Origin of the sequence: Alloalcanivorax marinus (assembly GCF_016785095.1) — a bacterium.
Taxonomy (GTDB): domain Bacteria; phylum Pseudomonadota; class Gammaproteobacteria; order Pseudomonadales; family Alcanivoracaceae; genus Alloalcanivorax; species Alloalcanivorax marinus_A.
Map to the genome: position 1 here is coordinate 97,914 of NZ_JAEKJB010000009.1, position 15,135 is coordinate 113,048.

The 15,135-nt window shown below is 65.5% G+C and carries 16 protein-coding genes; 8 read left to right on the forward strand and 8 right to left on the reverse strand.

The window, feature by feature from the left end; genetic code table 11:
• Window positions 1-5 precede the first annotated feature (5 nt).
• Genes JF515_RS12235 through JF515_RS12245 form a run of 3 tightly spaced genes read right to left on the reverse strand, consistent with a single transcriptional unit; the run spans window position 6 to window position 2,321 of the window.
• Complete coding sequence (locus JF515_RS12235; RefSeq protein WP_203104724.1) at window positions 6-1,016, reverse strand: SAM-dependent methyltransferase; 1,011 nt, start codon at window positions 1,014-1,016, stop codon at window positions 6-8.
• Window positions 1,013-1,789 (reverse strand): DUF1295 domain-containing protein, encoded by a 777-nt coding sequence (locus JF515_RS12240; RefSeq protein WP_203104725.1) that lies wholly within the window; start codon window positions 1,787-1,789, stop codon window positions 1,013-1,015. The genes JF515_RS12235 and JF515_RS12240 overlap by 4 nt, the downstream gene beginning before the upstream one ends.
• Window positions 1,782-2,321 (reverse strand): DUF2878 domain-containing protein, encoded by a 540-nt coding sequence (locus tag JF515_RS12245; RefSeq protein ID WP_203104726.1) that lies wholly within the window; start codon window positions 2,319-2,321, stop codon window positions 1,782-1,784. The genes JF515_RS12240 and JF515_RS12245 overlap by 8 nt, the downstream gene beginning before the upstream one ends.
• 84 nt (window positions 2,322-2,405) lie before the next feature.
• On the opposite strand from JF515_RS12245, the gene JF515_RS12250 reads away from it, so the two are divergent.
• The 6 genes from JF515_RS12250 (at window position 2,406) to JF515_RS12275 (ending at window position 8,501) form a co-directional block, all read left to right on the forward strand.
• Entirely contained in the window at window positions 2,406-2,969 is a 564-nt protein-coding gene (locus JF515_RS12250) for a nuclear transport factor 2 family protein (protein ID WP_203104727.1), read from the forward strand.
• The gene (locus JF515_RS12255) at window positions 2,948-3,460 is read left to right on the forward strand and encodes a chalcone isomerase family protein (protein ID WP_203104728.1); all 513 of its coding nucleotides are present in this window, start codon (window positions 2,948-2,950) and stop codon (window positions 3,458-3,460) included. The genes JF515_RS12250 and JF515_RS12255 overlap by 22 nt, the downstream gene beginning before the upstream one ends.
• An 80-nt stretch (window positions 3,461-3,540) precedes the next feature.
• Window positions 3,541-4,305, forward strand: a complete 765-nt coding sequence (locus JF515_RS12260; RefSeq protein WP_203104729.1) for a GGDEF domain-containing protein — start codon at window positions 3,541-3,543, stop codon at window positions 4,303-4,305.
• Between the two features lie 191 nt (window positions 4,306-4,496).
• Complete coding sequence (locus JF515_RS12265; RefSeq protein WP_203104730.1) at window positions 4,497-5,672, forward strand: OmpA family protein; 1,176 nt, start codon at window positions 4,497-4,499, stop codon at window positions 5,670-5,672.
• 306 nt (window positions 5,673-5,978) lie between these two features.
• Complete coding sequence (locus JF515_RS12270; RefSeq protein ID WP_203104731.1) at window positions 5,979-7,286, forward strand: acyl-CoA dehydrogenase family protein; 1,308 nt, start codon at window positions 5,979-5,981, stop codon at window positions 7,284-7,286.
• A gap of 12 nt (window positions 7,287-7,298) precedes the next feature.
• Window positions 7,299-8,501: an acyl-CoA dehydrogenase family protein gene (locus JF515_RS12275; protein ID WP_203104732.1), complete on the forward strand. Its 1,203-nt coding sequence runs from the start codon at window positions 7,299-7,301 to the stop codon at window positions 8,499-8,501.
• A 72-nt stretch (window positions 8,502-8,573) separates the two neighbouring features.
• On the opposite strand, the gene JF515_RS12280 is transcribed toward JF515_RS12275, so the two are convergent.
• On the reverse strand, window positions 8,574-10,592 hold the full coding sequence (locus JF515_RS12280; protein ID WP_203104733.1) for an NADPH-dependent 2,4-dienoyl-CoA reductase: 2,019 nt from the start codon (window positions 10,590-10,592) through the stop codon (window positions 8,574-8,576).
• A gap of 116 nt (window positions 10,593-10,708) precedes the next feature.
• Here JF515_RS12280 and JF515_RS12285 point away from each other — a divergent pair, with 116 nt between their 5' ends.
• On the forward strand, window positions 10,709-11,311 hold the full coding sequence (locus JF515_RS12285; RefSeq protein WP_203104734.1) for a TetR/AcrR family transcriptional regulator: 603 nt from the start codon (window positions 10,709-10,711) through the stop codon (window positions 11,309-11,311).
• 23 nt (window positions 11,312-11,334) lie between these two features.
• Here the strand turns inward: JF515_RS12285 and JF515_RS12290 are convergent, their stop codons facing one another.
• From JF515_RS12290 to JF515_RS12305, 4 genes are read right to left on the reverse strand one after another with little or no spacing between them, the layout of a single operon-like run.
• Window positions 11,335-12,660, reverse strand: a complete 1,326-nt coding sequence (locus JF515_RS12290) for an ATP-binding protein (RefSeq protein ID WP_203104735.1) — start codon at window positions 12,658-12,660, stop codon at window positions 11,335-11,337.
• Window positions 12,661-12,662: 2 nt separating this feature from the next.
• Window positions 12,663-13,334 (reverse strand): response regulator transcription factor, encoded by a 672-nt coding sequence (locus JF515_RS12295; protein WP_203104736.1) that lies wholly within the window; start codon window positions 13,332-13,334, stop codon window positions 12,663-12,665.
• A complete protein-coding gene (locus JF515_RS12300) occupies window positions 13,334-13,660 on the reverse strand; it encodes a PepSY domain-containing protein (RefSeq protein WP_238401043.1) in 327 nt (108 codons plus the stop codon). Before JF515_RS12300 ends, JF515_RS12295 begins: the two co-directional genes overlap by 1 nt.
• Complete coding sequence (locus tag JF515_RS12305) at window positions 13,661-13,975, reverse strand: PepSY domain-containing protein (protein ID WP_194865280.1); 315 nt, start codon at window positions 13,973-13,975, stop codon at window positions 13,661-13,663. It lies immediately after the preceding gene.
• A gap of 291 nt (window positions 13,976-14,266) precedes the next feature.
• Here JF515_RS12305 and JF515_RS12310 point away from each other — a divergent pair, with 291 nt between their 5' ends.
• Window positions 14,267-15,130, forward strand: a complete 864-nt coding sequence (locus tag JF515_RS12310; protein WP_203104737.1) for an acyl-CoA thioesterase — start codon at window positions 14,267-14,269, stop codon at window positions 15,128-15,130.
• The last annotated feature ends 5 nt before the right edge of the window (window positions 15,131-15,135 follow it).

A 15,135-nucleotide genomic window follows, 5' to 3' on the forward strand; every position in this document is an offset into this window, starting at 1 on the left:
AGGCGTCAATCGCGGCGGAACCGGTAGTGGCCCACGAACCATTCGTCACCATCACCATAGTTGAACAGTTCCGCGCAGGCCATGAAAAACATGCGCCAACGCTGCAGCCAAACGGCGCCCTCGCCCTCCCCGTAGCCTTCCTCAAGCAGGCGGATCAGCGGACCGCGGTGATCGTCCGCCCGGCTCAGCCAGGCTTCCAGCGTTTGCCCGTAATGACGGCCATTCACCGCCCAGCGTTGTTCCTCGACCAGCCCGCCGGCGCAACGCGGCAACCAGTCGAAGGCAGGCATCACGCCACCGGTGAAGAAATAACGGCCCATCCAGTTGCTGGCCCCCTGGGTCTCGAACAGATAGATCATGGCGCGATGCACGAAGATGTGCACGAACAGTTTGCCGCCCGGGTTCAGCCAGTCGTGGATACGGCGCATCAACTCCCGATGGTTGCGCATGTGTTCAAACATCTCCACGGACACCACCCGGTCGTAGCGCTGCTCCGGCTGGAATACGGTGACATCGGCGGTGATCACGCGCAGATTATCGAGCCCTCTTTCGGCGGCACGCTCGGTGATCCAGGCCTTCTGCGACGACGAATTGCTGACCGCCGTGACACGGCTGCCCGGATAATGGGCCGCCATCCACAGGCTCAGCGAGCCCCAGCCACAGCCCAGCTCGAGAATTTCCTGGCCATCCGCCAGCTCCGCGCGCTCGCAGGTCAGCGCCAGCATCGCTTCCTCGGCGCCGGCCAGGTCGGTGACGCCATCACCCCAGTAACCGCTGGAGTATTTCAAATGCGGGCCCAGCACCTGATCGTAGAAACGGGCATCCACTTCGTAATGCTGTTCGTTGGCCTGATCCTGGGCAATCGCCACCGGCCCCCGGGACAGTTCCTGGAACAGTCTTTCCTGCTCGTCACGCCGGTCGCTTTCGCGGGAAAGACGACGCTTGAGCAAATGACGAATACCGCCGCGAACCAATCGATCCGGCACCAGGCCGGATTCCGCCATGCGAATAATCATGAGCCGGATCTCCAGGGAATAAAGGGACTGGTGGTGCGCTGATAGTCCCGGTAATCGTCACCACGGGATTTCAGCGCCTGTTTTTCGGTGTAGGGAATACCGGTGACGAACCACAGGAACAGGAACATGGCCACCGGCAGCAGCCACAGCCAGGCGCCGTGGGGCGCGGCCACCGCCGCGATCAACGGATAGCTGAACCAGTGCAGCCACTCGAAGAAATAGTTGGGGTGGCGGGAATAGCGCCAGAACCCTTCCCGGCAGGTCTTGCCGTGACTATCCGGGCGCGCCTTGAAGCGGGCCAGTTGCCGGTCGGCCAGAGCCTCGCCGACGATCGCCACGGCCCCCACCGCCAGGCCCAGATTGACGAACAGGGGAATGAAATCCGGCTGGTGGGCAATCACCCAGAACGGCAGGGAAAACGCCCACGCCAGCCCGGCCTGGCCCCAGAACACCAACAGGAAGACCGGCTGGGTGGCCCCCCCCAGGCGCTCGCGCATGGCCGCGTAGCGGCCATCCTCGCTGCCTTCGCCGATCACCCTGGTAAGAATGTGGCCGCCCAGGCGCAGCGACCAGGCCGCCAGCAACCCGCCGGCCACCCAGCGCGGCCAGGCTTCCCCATCGCCCACCAGCAGGTAGCCAAGACCGACCATGCCGGTACCGAAGCTCCAGGCCACGTCCACATAGCCGGCGTTGGCGGTCAGCCGCTGCACCATCCAGGCCAGGGTAAACAGCATCAGCAACAGCGCCAGGCTGAACCACAACATCTCAGGCATAATTCGTTCGCTCCTCTTCCCCACGGCGCGCCCACCAGGCCAGGGCCGGCACCACCAATGCCCACGCCACGCCATACACCAGCGCCAGCGCCCACCAACCGTGGGGCGTATCGGCGGCCCCCAGACGGATGCCCACCGTCACCGAGAATACGCCGCCCAAAGCGCCGAACACAGCGGCCAGCGCCAGCCGCCGGCGCAGCCAGCCCAGGCAGTAGTTAAAGCTCACCGCGAACCCCAGCCATAGCGCCCAGATCCAGGCCGGCGCCAACCAGGCGACGGACCAGTCCGCGTAGCGGATCAACCCGGGGGCCAGCCATAGTGGCTCGCACACCAGGCAGGCCAGTGCGCCGACGGCAAGCAGCGGCAGGTCCCGGCGCCAGGCCCGGTTAAGCGCCCATACACCGCCCTGCATGGCCAGCAGTACCAGCAACGCGGCGGACCCCCAGCCGTGGGCGGCGCCGTACACCGCCACGAACCAGAGCAATTGAAAACCGATGAAATTGACCGCCAGGGCGGGGAATGATCCGTTCATGCGGCGAGCTTGGCCCGGCTCCCGTCAATGGGCTGTGAACCGGCTTCACAGTGGGTTCACCGCCGGGCGCGGACAGTAGCCGTCATGAAACCCACATCCCTGCTCACACTCATCATCGTGCTGTTCGCCGTCACCGGCTGCGCCAGCCAGGCCGCCGACAACGAAGGCTACTCCCGGCTCTACGAGCAGGGGTTGCGCGAACGCCAGGGCGTCGCCCCGGTTTCCGAGGCTGCGGTGCGCCGTTTCGTGGCGCTTTATTCGCCCATCGACGCCGATTACATCGAAACCCACCTGGACCAGGTTTACGCTCCGGACCTGTATTTCAACGATACCCTGGCCACCATTTACGACCGCGCGGCGCTCAAGGAGCACATGCTGAAAACCGCCAAGCGGCTGGACTACATGAGCCTGGACGTGCAGCAGCAATGGCGCGACGGCCAGGACGTCTTTCTGCGTTGGATCATGGAGACCCACTTCACCATCATGGGCAGCCAGCGGCAGTCCCGCACCATCGGGATCTCGCAACTGCGTTTCGACGATCAAGGCCGGGTGATCTTCCACCAGGATTTCTGGGACAGCAGCCAGGGCCTGGATCAGCACCTGCCAATTCTGGGAACGGTGACGCGATGGTTAAGAGAACACCCCTGATCGCCCTGTTGCTGATCACCGCCGGCGCCAGCGCCACCGACTTCGAGGGGCTGCGCCAGTGTTCCAGCGCCAAGGTGAAAGCCCTCAAGGTATTCCATGTCGGCCAGGCGGCACTGTACCGCCAGGACTGCGGCGCCGATGACAAGCTGGCGCCACCGCTGCGGCTGGCGTTTGGCTACAACCGGGAGGTGCCCGGTGATGCCTTCGCCAAGGCGGCGCGCAAGATGATCGAGCGGAACCTGACCGAGGCCCGCTTTCAGAGCCTGTCGCGGCGCATCGATGCCTTCAATCGCCACTACCGCACCACCTCCGATGGTGATCGTTACACCCTGGATTACGATTCCGATCAATCCCTGGTGCTACGCCTCAACGGCGAGGAGCTGGCGCGGGAGCGCGGCCGCGATTTCGCCGACGCCTATCTTTCCATCTGGTTCGGCGAAAACCCCTATTCCGACAATCTCAAGGCCGAACTGCTCTCCGGCGGCTCTTGAACCGCCCTTGCGCCCCCACCGACGACACCGGATACTTTCACCCAAACAACGGCATTATCTTCTCAGTTTGGGGGTTCCACATGGGCAGTGCGCCGCAAGGTCGCTTCAGCCAGGCCGCGCCGGTTCACAACAGCGACCGGCTCTTCGCCCTGCGCGTGACCGTCCTCTATTCCCTGGGCGGGCTGTTGCTGTCGCTGCTGATCACCGCCGTGGGCGTGCTGTTGACCGGCCAGCGTGACTGGCTGGCCGCCATCACCCTGGCGTTGCTGATTCCCCTGCTGCTGCTGCCACCAGTCTGTTATCCGGTACTGGCCAGGCTGTCGGCTCTGAACCGGGACAACAAACTGCTGCGTCAGCAAGCCCGGGAAGACCACCTCACCGGCCTGTTCAACCGGCCCCATCTGCTCAGCATGCTGGAACGGGAGCTGTCACTGAGCCTGCGCCACGACTACACGGTATCCATCCTGCTGATCGATATCGTCGATTTCAGCGACATCGCCGACCGCCATGGTCGCCACCTGGGTGATTCCCTGCTGCGCGTGTTTTCCGAGCGGATTCGCGAGAAAATCCGCGACAGCGATCTGTTCGGGCGTATCGATGGCGCCCAGTTTCTGCTGGTTCTGCCTCATACCGACTACGAGGACGCCCTGCACATGGCCCAGGGGCTGCGCGCCCTGACCGCCGCCATCCAGGTCCAGAATGGCGAGGAACGGGTCGGATGCGACATCCGCATCGGCGCCGCCTGCACGGAAAACAGCGGTCGCCAGCTCAACGCCCTGCTGAACGAAGCGGACTACATGCTTTACCAGAGCCGTAATGAACATCGGCCTCATGAAACCGCCTGATGCCTTTTTTTAGTCATCCTTTTTTCTCACTAAAATAATTATTTTTTACAAAAGATTTTTTTTCATTCCGCTTTGTTCCCATTCTTTGTAAATTTTTTTATTAAGCTTTCATGGAAGCATTTACAGTAGCGCCGCCCGAGGCAAAACTGCGGGCACTGTTTTTCTGCCTACAAGACAACAAGGAAGGAGTTATGGACGCTAAACGTTTTCTCGCCTCCAGCATCGCTTGCGCGTCGTTGGGTCTGGCCTCCGCCGCCGTCGCCAATGACATCCCGGATCGCTATTTCTACCTGGGTGGCCACATCGGCCAGCAATGGCTGGATATCGGCGATCACTACGACGACGATGGCTACATCAGCGATTCATTCTACGAGCAGGATACCGTGACCCTTCCCGGGGCTCAGATCGGTTACCGCTTCAACAAGGACTGGTCCATCCAGGCCACCTACCAGCGCAACAACATGGCCACCAGCAATGGCAAGGTGTACCTGCGCGAGAACTTCGCCAGCCTGCGCCGCCACTTCGGTGACGACGATGCCGCCTTCGAGACCTACCTGGGTATCGGCGGTGGTGAGACCCGCACCGAGTTCAACAGCGAGAGCAGCGACGACTTCAAGGAAGCCACCGGTGGCTTCGAAGCCGGCATGCAAACCGCGCTGGCCAGCAACTTCCTGCTGGACGTGGGCGTGCGGCCGACCTACAGCTTCCGCACCGAGCGCTGGGACGGTGAAGTCTACGCCGGCCTGAACCTGCTGGTGGGCGCGTCCCACGACGAAGAGCCGGAACCGGTGACCGAAGCCGCCACCGACAGCGACGGCGATGGCGTTCCGGACAGCAATGACCGCTGCCCGAACACCCCGGCCGGCGCCCAGGTGGACGCTACCGGCTGTGAGCTGGACGACGATGGCGACGGCGTGGTCAACAGCAAGGACCAGTGCCCGGACACTCCGGCGCGCGCCAAGGTGGATGAGAAAGGCTGTCAGGAATACCTGACCAAGGACGTCAAGGAAACCCTGTACGTTCAGTTCGGCCTGGACAAAGCCGAGGTTCGCGAAACCTCCTACCCGGAACTGGAGAACCTGTCCGAGCGCATGTACCAGTACCCCTCCGCCAACCTGGTACTGGAAGGCCACACTGACAGCACCGGCTCCGCCGCGTACAACAAGCAGCTTTCCGAGAAGCGTGCCGGCGCGGTCAAAAACGTGCTGGTGGACCAGTTCGGCATTGATGGCGAGCGCATCTCCACCGTGGGTTACGGTGAAGAGCGTCCGATCGCGGACAACGGCACCCGTGACGGTCGTGCCCAAAACCGCCGCGTGGAAGCCATCATGAAGGCAACCACCGAGGAAGCGCAGTACGAGGACTGATTCCCTCGCCAACGCGCGACACTAAAAAGGGCCGGCTTTCGCCGGCCCTTTTTTTATGCGCGGATAAGAAGAACCGTGTACGGATGGCACCGTAGGAGCGACTTCAGTGGCGATACCCGGCGCCGATGATCGCCGTGGAAGCGGAATAACGCCCTCCGGGATCCTACTACCCCGTCCCCACCCTGAACAGCGCCCCAGCGCCGCCGCGCTGGCTGCGTCGCCCACGGCACCAGGCAAGGAAGTCAATGGTCCTGACCGTCACTGACCGATAATCCGGTGATCGCTTTCCAAACAGGACCCCGACCCATGGCGAAAGACGCGATCGGCTTCGCCCTGAGCGCCCTCAACCGACTCGCCGGCTCCGAACTCCTGGACCGGCTGGGCATGCGGCAAGGCGCCGAACGGCTGGCCTACCGGCTCACCAAGAGCGGTTTCCAGGTGATCACCACCACCGCCCGCGCCTTCAAGAGCAAGGGCAACCCGGACAAACCCCAGCGGTTGCACGCTCCAGGAGAAACCACCGACCTGTTCGATCTGGGCATCACCGAAGAACAGCAAATGATCCGCGACAGCGTGCGCGCCTTCGCCGATGACGTGCTGCGCGAAGGCGCCGAGGAAGCGGACGCGGCCCAACGCACCGGCGATGAGATTCAAGCCCAGGCCCGGGAACTGGGGCTCAACTTCTTCGCCGTGCCGGAAGCGCTGGGCGGCGCCGCCGCCGAACGTTCCACCGTGACCAGCATGCTGGTGGCCGAGGAGCTGGCCCGCGGCGACATGGGCCAGGCAGTGGCGATCCTGGCGCCGATGGGCGTGGCCAACGCCCTGACCCGCTGGGGCTCGGCCCTGCAGCAGGACAAATACCTGACGCCGTTCGCCGGCGAGGAGCCGCCGCTGGCCAGCATCGCGCTGTGCGAGCCGCGTCCCCTGTTCGACCCCAAACAACCGCGCACCAGCGCCACCCGCGACGGCGATTTCTGGGTGCTCAATGGCGAAAAATCCCTGGTGCCCCTGGCGGCCGAGGCGGAACTGTTCCTGGTGGCGGCGGCCACCGATGACGGCCCGGCGGTGTTCATCGTCGAGGGCGGCAGCGAGGGCCTCACCGCCGGCGAGGACCCGTCCATGGGCATCCGTGCCAGCGCCCAGCGGCCTCTGTACCTGAAGAATGTGCGGGTGCCGGCGGACAACCGCCTGGGCAGCGACGACTTCGACTACCAGGCGTTCGTGGATCTGGGCACCCTGGCCTGGTGCGCGTTGGCCGTGGGCACCGCCCAGGCGGTACTCGATTACGTGATTCCCTATGTCAACGAGCGCCAGGCATTCGGCGAGCCAATCAGCCATCGCCAGGCGGTGGCGTTCATGGTGGCGGACATCGCCATCGAGCTGGAGGCCATGCGCATGCTCACCTACCGGGCCGCGTGTCGGGCCGAACAGGGCAAGACCTTCCAGCGTGAAACCCATCTGGCCCGAACCCTGGTGAAGGAAAAAGCCATGCAAATCGGCACCGACGGCGTCCAGTTGCTGGGCGGCCACGGCTTCACCCACGAATACCCGGTGGAACGCTGGTATCGGGATCTGCGCGCCATCGGCGTGGCCTTCGGCGGACTGCATCTGTAAGGGGAGCGCATCATGAACATCGAAATTCCCAGGAAATTCAAACCGGTGATCCACAACGCCCGCCAGGTGGCGCTGAACAGCTTCCGGCCGATCTCGCGCAAATACGACCGCGCCGAACACGAACGCCCCAAGGAGCTGGACATGGTCGCCTCGGTGCTGGACGGCTTCAACGAAGGCGACCCGGCCAACTCCGCCGGCGCCAGCCAGACCGGCAAGGGCAAAGTGAAGGACGATGGCTCCGTGAAAAACGGCGCCAACATGATGACCTGCCTGGGCGCCCTGGAATTCTGCTACGGCGACACCGGCTTTCTGCTCGGCATGCCGCGCCAGGGTCTGGGCAACGCGGCCATCGCCGCGGTGGCCACCGACGAGCAACTGGAGCGTTTCAAGGGCAAGTGGGCGGCGATGGCGATCACCGAGCCCGGCGCCGGCTCCGACTCGGCGGCGATCCGCACCACCGCCAGGGAAGACGGTGACCACTACGTGCTCAACGGCGAGAAGATCTACGTGACCTCCGGCGAACGCGCCGACTGCGTGGTGGTGTGGGCGACCCTGGACCCGAAACTGGGCCGGGCGGCGATCAAATCCTTCGTGGTGGAATGGGGCACGCCGGGCATGGAACTGGCGCGGCTGGAGAAGAAACTGGGCATCCGCGCCTCGGACACCGCCGCCATCAGCTTCAACGACTGTCGCGTGCCCAAGGAAAATCTGCTCGGCAACCCGGAGGTGGACACCCAGGGCTTCGGCGGCGTCATGGAGACCTTCGACAACACCCGGCCGCTGGTGGCCTGCTTCGCCCTCGGCGTAGCCAAGGCTTCCCTGGAGCGCACCCGGGAACTGCTCGCCGACGCCATCGATTACGACTACGGCAAACCGGTGGATACGGTGAGCGCCGCCGAGGCGGAGCTGTACCGCATGGAGGCGGAATGGGAAGCGGCGTACTGGCTGGCCATGAAGGCGGCCTGGATGGCGGACAACAAAAAGTCCAACTCCGTGGAGGCGTCGATTTCCAAGGCCAAGGCCGGACGGGTCGGCAACCACATCACCCTGCGTTGCGTGGAACTGGCCGGCTCGGTGGGCTACACCGAGGACGAGCTGCTGGAGAAATGGGCGCGGGATTCCAAGATTCTCGATATCTTCGAAGGCACCCAGCAGATTCAGAAGCTGATCATCGCCCGCCGCGTTCTCGGGCTCAGCTCCAGGGAACTGAAGTAGCGGCCTTCGGCCGCGATACAGGATTCAGGATAAAGGATACACCTGCATCCTGTAACGGGCGGCGCAGCCGCCCTACAGCCGCGCGGCCAGCTCCGAGCCCTGCTTGATGGCGCGCTTGGCGTCCAGCTCGGCGGCCAGTTCGGCGCCGCCGATCAGGTGGTAACGGGCATCCTCTTCCCGGTACAGCTCGCGCAGGGATTCCTGACCGGCGCAGATCACCACGTGGTCCACTTCCAGCAGGCCCTGTTTCTCGTCCTGGGTGATGTGCAGGCCGTGGTCGTCGACCCGGTCGTACTGGCAGCCGGCCAGCATTTCCACGTTGCGCGCCTTGAGCGTGGCACGGTGCACCCAGCCGCTGGTCTTGCCCAGATCCTTGCCCGGCGTGCTGGTCTTGCGTTGCAGCAGATACAACCGGCGCACCGGCTTTTCCGGATGCCTCTCCACCAGCCCGCCACGGGTTTCCGCCTGGAAATCCACGCCCCATTCCGCCAGCCATTCCGGCAGCGGCTGGGCACCTTCCCTGGGCGGCTCGGCGAGGAATTCCGCCACGTCGAAACCAATACCGCCGGCGCCGATAATGGCCACCTTGTCGCCCACGGTGACCTTGCCGGTGAGCACATCCACGTAGGACACCACCTTGGGGTGATCAATCCCCTCGATGCCGGGCCGGCGTGGCAGCACGCCGGTGGCGATAACGATTTCCTCGAAGCCTTCCGCTTCCAGCTCGCCCTCTTCCACCCGGCGCCCCAACACCAGCTTCACGCCGGTGCGCTCGATGCGTTTGCCGAAGTAACGCAGGGTTTCGTGGAATTCTTCCTTGCCGGGGACCACCTTGGCCATGTTGAACTGGCCACCGATACGGCCGGCCTGGTCGAACAGGGTCACATCGTGGCCGCGCTCGGCGGCCACCGTGGCGCAGGCCAGCCCGGCGGGGCCGGCGCCCACCACCGCCACTTTCCTGGGATGGGCGGTGCGCAGATAGACCAGTTCGGTTTCGTGGCAGGCACGCGGGTTCACCAGACAGGAAGCGCGCTTGAGCTCGAAGGTATGATCCAGGCAGGCCTGGTTGCAGGCGATGCAGGTGTTGATCTCGTCCTCGCGGCCCTCGGCGGCCTTGTTGACGAAGTCCGGGTCCGCCAGCAACGGCCGCGCCATGGACACGGCGTCGGCCTGGTCCTCGGCGAGGATGCGCTCGGCCACTTCCGGGTCGTTGATGCGGTTGGACGCCACCACCGGAATCGACACCACCTCGCGCACCTGGCGGGTGGCCTCCACGAAGGCGGCGCGGGGCACCGAAGTGACGATGGTGGGCACCCGGGCCTCGTGCCAACCGATGCCACTGTTGATCAGGCTGGCGCCGGCGCCCTCGATGGCGCGGGCCAGATCCAGCACTTCCTCCCGGGTGGAACCATCCGGCACCAGGTCGATCACCGACAGCCGGTACATGATGATGAAATCCTCGCCGCAGCGGCGCCGCGTCTCCTCGACGATCTCCACCGGGAAGCGACACCGGTTCTCGGCGCTGCCGCCGTATTCATCGGTGCGGCGGTTGCTGCGCGGCGCGGTGAACTGATTGATCAGGTAGCCCTCGGAACCCATGATCTCGACGCCGTCGTAACCGGCCTGTTTGGCCAATTCCGCGGTACGGGCGAAATCGCGCACCGTCTTCTTCACCTCGCGGGTGGTCATGGCCTTGGGCTTGAACGGGTTGATCGGGCTCTTGATCGCCGACGCGGAACGGGAGAACGGGTGGTAGCTGTAACGCCCGGCGTGGAGGATCTGCAGGGCGATCTTGCCGCCTTCCTTGTGCACCGCCTCGGTGATCTTGCGGTGGTTGCGGATATCCAGCTTGCGGTTGAAGGTACCCGCCAGCGGGTAGAACCAGCCGTGCCGGTTGGGGTTGATGCCGCCGGTCACCGACAGCGCCACGCCGCCCCGGGCCCGCTCGGCGAAATAGGCGGCCAGCTTGGGGTAGTGCCAGAAGCGGTCTTCCAGACCGGTGTGCATGGACCCCATGATCACCCGGTTCTTGAGCTGGGTATGCCCCAGATCCAGCGGGGACAGCAGGTGCGGGTAGGCGTTGGCCACCATGTCGTTCTCCTTCCCGAATACGGGTGTGGCTGGGCCGGCGGGCCGGCCTGGCTAATCTGGACGCCGTCAAGATACGGTGCTATTTTGACGCCGTCAAGATTGAAGCAAGGAACCCCATGCCCCGTCCCGACCGCTACCACCACGGCGACCTCCACGACACCCTGCTGCGCGAAGCCGGCGTCCTGCTCCGCGAGCAGGGCGTGGAAGGCCTGTCCCTGCGACGGTTGGCGGAACGGGCCGGGGTGTCGCGCACCGCGCCCTACCACCACTTCGCGGACAAGAACGCCCTGCTCTGCGCCCTGGCGGAGCGCGGCTTTCAACGTCTGGAGGGGCTGATCGAGGAGCTTTCCCTCGACCCGGCGGACCCGGAACCGGGCCTGCGCCGCTTCGTGCGCGCCTACCTGCGCTTCGCCAGCGATGATCCGGAACGCTACGAGCTGATGTTCGGGCGCACCCTGTGGAAGGCGGGCCGGCCCGGCCCGGCACTGACCCGGGTGGCCCACGGCTGCTTCCGCCGCTATGTGGAAGCGGTGCGCCTGGACCGTCTGGCGGCGGCGCCCGGTGGCGCCGACCCGCTGCGCGTGGCCCAGGCCAGCTGGGCCACCCTGCATGGCCTGTGCCGCCTGCTGCTGGATGGCATCTACCTGCGCCGCGAGGATATGGAAGCGGTCAGCGATCAGGCGGTGGCATTGATGCTGGCCGGTTTGGGGCGCGCCTGACCTGGCAGCCCGGGATCACGGCTTCAGCCGCGCTCCCGGGGCAACCGCAAGCTCACCCGCAACCCGCCCAGGGGCGATTCGCCCAATTCCAGACTGCCGCCATAGGCTTCCACGGTGTCGTTGACGATGGCCAGGCCCAGGCCATGACCGGCCACCCGCTGGTCCAGGCGGCGGCCACGCTGCAGCACCTCTTCGTGGCGCCCGGCGGCGATGCCGGGGCCGTCGTCGTCCACCGTCACGCACAGATCCCCGCCGTCCCGCGCCAGGGTCAGGCGCACCTCACCGGCGGCCCATTTGCAGGCGTTGTCCAGCAGGTTGCCAAGCAGTTCCAGCATGTCATCACGCTCCACCGGCTGCGGCGGCAGGTCCTGGCCCTCGGCACTGAGCGTCAGGGGTCGGTGGTGGGCCCGGCGCAGGGTATCCAGCAAAACCGGCACATCCCGGGCCGGTTCGAAACGGGTGGCGGCGGTGGCGCCGGCGGCGACCCGGGCACGGCCCAGCGCCCGGCGCACCGTGTTCTCGATCTGGTCGAGCTGGCCGTCGAGCAGACGGTACAGCTCCGGGTCGTCCCGACGCAGCCGCTCGTCGCAGCGGTTACGCAGTACCGCCAGGGGCGTCTTCAAGGCATGGCCCAGGTCACCCAGAGCATGGCGGGAGCGCGCCAGTTGCTGCTCGGTGTGGCGCTGCAGCCGGTTGATCTCGGTAACCAGTGGGCGCAATTCCGCGGCCACGTTCTCATCCAGTTCCGAGCGCCGGCCTCCGCGCAACTGCTCGATCTGCCGGCGCGCGCCCTTAAGCGGCCTCAGGCCACGGCGAATCAGCCACTGCTGGGCCAGCGCCAGCCCCACCAGCAACACCACCCAGGCGGCCAGGGCGGCCCGTTTCAGTTCGCTGAACTTATCCAGTTGCGGCCCATAGTCCTGGGCCACCACCACGGTGAGCGGCCGGTCGTCGCGGCGGAATTCCGCCCGGTAACGGAGCAGACTCTGGCCGCCGGGGCCAGGGCGCAGTTCGGTGTCCATGCCGGTGTGTTCCGGCAGCGCCAGGCGCGCGTCCCACAGCGACCGGGAGCGCCAGCGCTGGTCGCCGATCAGCACCACGAAATAGCGGCCCGACAGGGGTTTGCGGTAGGCCGGGTCGAGCAGGTCCTCATCCAGCACCGGGCCGCCGGGGCCGGTGACAATGGCCGCCAGCACGCTGGCCGCTTCCTCGCGCAGCTGGCGACCGCTCAACTGGCGCTGCTCCCGGTCCAGCCACCACAGTGCCGCCTGCCCCACCAGCACGCCGGCCAGCAACAGGCTGACGAACAGGCTGATGCCCAGCCGGCGACCGATGGACGGGTGCGCCATGGTCAGGCCGCCCCGCGACCGACGAACAGATAGCCCTGACCGCGCCGGGTCTGGATGGCGTCACGGCCCAGCTTGCGACGCAGCCGGTTGACGTGCACCTCCACCACGTTGGAATCGCGTTCGCTTTCGCCGTCGTAAAGGTGCTCGGTGAGCGCCGCCTTGGACAACAGCCGGCCCGGGTTGAGCATGAAATAGCGCAGCATGCGGAATTCGGCGCCGGTGAGTTCCATTTCCCGGTCGCCCTCCCACACGGACTGACGCGCCTCGTCCAGGGCCAGGCCGCCGGCTTCCAGGTGGCCGCCGCCGCTGCTGCCATGGCTGCGCCGCAGCACCGCTTGCACCCGCAGCAGCAATTCGTCGGGGTGGAAGGGTTTGGTCAGGTAATCGTCGGCGCCGGCGCGCAGACCGTCCACCCGCTCCGCCCAACTGTCCCGGGCGGTAAGAATCAGCACCGGCATGGCCAGGCCTTCGCCGCGCCAGCGACGCAGCACTTCCAGGCCGTCCATGCCGGGCAGGCCGAGATCGAGAATGGCCAGATCGAAGGGCTCGTCGTGGGCGCGCACCAGAGCATCACGGCCATCCGCCAACCAGTCCACCGCGTAACCGTTGTCGCGCAGCAGCGGCATCAATTGATCGGCCAGGTCGACGCTGTCTTCCACCAGTAACAGGCGCATCAGTCGTCCACTTCGTCTTCGATGACATCGCCGGTGCGCGCGTCGATCTCCAGCTCACGAACCACGCCGTCGTCGGTGAGCAGCTCCAGCTCGTAGATCAGCTCGCCATCGTCGCGCTCCAGCTCCGCTTCCAGCAGACGGGCGCCCGGATGGCGCGCCAGCGCGACGCCCAGGATCGCTTCGAAGGAAAGCACCTCGCCGCTCTGGCGCAGACGCAGGGCCTCGTCCTGGTCCACGTCCAGGGCACCGGCGGGGGCAGTGACCAGACACGCCAGAAAGGCGGCCAAGGCCGCCTTTCCCATGCGTTGAAGAAAATCAGGGTGCATTCAGTCGTCCCGTTCCTCGCGCAGGATTTCCGCGTTGGTGGCGTCCAGCTCCACGTCCCATTCCTGACCCTGGGCATCGCGCAGATCCACCTGATAGATATAGCGACCGTATTCCTGTTCCAGTTCGGTGTCCTCGATCTTGGCGTCCGGGTGGTTGGCCAGGGCCGCCTGATTGAGTTTCTCGAAGGACTGGATGGTGCCGTCATTGACCAGCTTGACCACCTGCTCGGGACCGACATCGTCGGCGTGGGCCACGGTGGTGGCGCCGGTGAAAGCAATCAGGGTAGCGAGCAGCGTTTTGTTGATGGCGTTCATGAGTGTCTCCTTTCCTCATCGGGGCAACGCGGCTCGGCGCTGCCGGGTTATCGTGCGTACCGCCTGGGTACGGTTGTCACGATACGACGGCCCGCTTAATTCTCCCTGAAGCGATCCTGAACGCAACCTTAACCGGCCAGCCCCCGTCCGCCGCCGGTGGCGCGCCTCGCACGCCCGCTGTCGGTATCGACCCTTGCAAAGCAACGGCGCCTGGGTGAAGTTACGTTTTCGGAACGCATTTCCATTTTCATTACGAGCTCCGTTCATCGGGAGCCATAACAAGGACAATCCATGCACACCGATCTGCCCGACCTGCTTGCCCTGCTCGACCTGACCCCCCTGGATGAGGATCACTTTCAGGGCGAAAGCCGCAATATCGTCGGGCCGCGCATCTTCGGCGGGCAGGTCATCAGCCAGGCCCTGGTGGCCGCCTCCCGCACCGTGGAAGGCCGCCCCGCCCACTCCCTGCAGGCCTATTTCCTGCGCCCCGGCGACGTGCGCGAGCCGGTGATCTACCGAGTGGAGCGGGTGCGCGACGGCGGCACCTTCTCCACCCGCCGGGTGGTGGCGGAGCAACGGGGCCGACCGATCTTCGATCTGGCCGCGTCCTTCCACCAGGCCGAACCGGGCCTGGAGCACCAGACCGCCACGTTCGAGGCACCGGACCCGGACAGCCTGGACACGGAACAGACGGTGACCGCCGCTTTTCTTGAAGGCGAGGAGATCTCGGACAATTTCCGCGCCGCCCTGCTGCGCCGCAAGCCCATCGAGATCCGCCCGGTGACCCGGCGCCACCCGCTGCGCCCGGAAAAAACCGAGCCGGTGCGTCAGACCTGGATTCGCGCCAGCGGCCTGGATAGCGACGATCCGCTGCTGCATCAGGCGCTACTGGCCTATGTGTCCGACCACAGTCTGATGGGCGCCGCCCTGCTGCCCCATGGCGTCACCTTCATGAGCCGGGACATGCAGGTGGCCAGCCTCGACCACACCCTCTGGTTCCACCGGCCAGTGCGCTTCGACGACTGGCTGTTCTACGACATGGAGAGCCCCATCGCCACGGGTGGACGGGGCTTCACGCGAGGCAGGATTTTCAATCGCGCCGGCGAGCTGGTGGCGTCGGTGGCCCAGGAAGGGTTGATGCGGCGGCAAAGTTAAAAGTT

Bases quoted from the DNA above. Each gene is read 5' to 3' on its own strand.
- JF515_RS12235 (WP_203104724.1), bottom strand. From the start codon at position 1,016: ATGATTATTCGCATGGCGGAATCCGGCCTGGTGCCGGATCGATTGGTT.
- JF515_RS12240 (WP_203104725.1), bottom strand. From the start codon at position 1,789: ATGCCTGAGATGTTGTGGTTCAGCCTGGCGCTGTTGCTGATGCTGTTT.
- JF515_RS12245 (WP_203104726.1), bottom strand. From the start codon at position 2,321: ATGAACGGATCATTCCCCGCCCTGGCGGTCAATTTCATCGGTTTTCAA.
- JF515_RS12250 (WP_203104727.1), top strand. From the start codon at position 2,406: ATGAAACCCACATCCCTGCTCACACTCATCATCGTGCTGTTCGCCGTC.
- JF515_RS12255 (WP_203104728.1), top strand. From the start codon at position 2,948: ATGGTTAAGAGAACACCCCTGATCGCCCTGTTGCTGATCACCGCCGGC.
- JF515_RS12260 (WP_203104729.1), top strand. From the start codon at position 3,541: ATGGGCAGTGCGCCGCAAGGTCGCTTCAGCCAGGCCGCGCCGGTTCAC.
- JF515_RS12265 (WP_203104730.1), top strand. From the start codon at position 4,497: ATGGACGCTAAACGTTTTCTCGCCTCCAGCATCGCTTGCGCGTCGTTG.
- JF515_RS12270 (WP_203104731.1), top strand. From the start codon at position 5,979: ATGGCGAAAGACGCGATCGGCTTCGCCCTGAGCGCCCTCAACCGACTC.
- JF515_RS12275 (WP_203104732.1), top strand. From the start codon at position 7,299: ATGAACATCGAAATTCCCAGGAAATTCAAACCGGTGATCCACAACGCC.
- JF515_RS12280 (WP_203104733.1), bottom strand. From the start codon at position 10,592: ATGGTGGCCAACGCCTACCCGCACCTGCTGTCCCCGCTGGATCTGGGG.
- JF515_RS12285 (WP_203104734.1), top strand. From the start codon at position 10,709: ATGCCCCGTCCCGACCGCTACCACCACGGCGACCTCCACGACACCCTG.
- JF515_RS12290 (WP_203104735.1), bottom strand. From the start codon at position 12,660: ATGGCGCACCCGTCCATCGGTCGCCGGCTGGGCATCAGCCTGTTCGTC.
- JF515_RS12295 (WP_203104736.1), bottom strand. From the start codon at position 13,334: ATGCGCCTGTTACTGGTGGAAGACAGCGTCGACCTGGCCGATCAATTG.
- JF515_RS12300 (WP_238401043.1), bottom strand. From the start codon at position 13,660: ATGCACCCTGATTTTCTTCAACGCATGGGAAAGGCGGCCTTGGCCGCC.
- JF515_RS12305 (WP_194865280.1), bottom strand. From the start codon at position 13,975: ATGAACGCCATCAACAAAACGCTGCTCGCTACCCTGATTGCTTTCACC.
- JF515_RS12310 (WP_203104737.1), top strand. From the start codon at position 14,267: ATGCACACCGATCTGCCCGACCTGCTTGCCCTGCTCGACCTGACCCCC.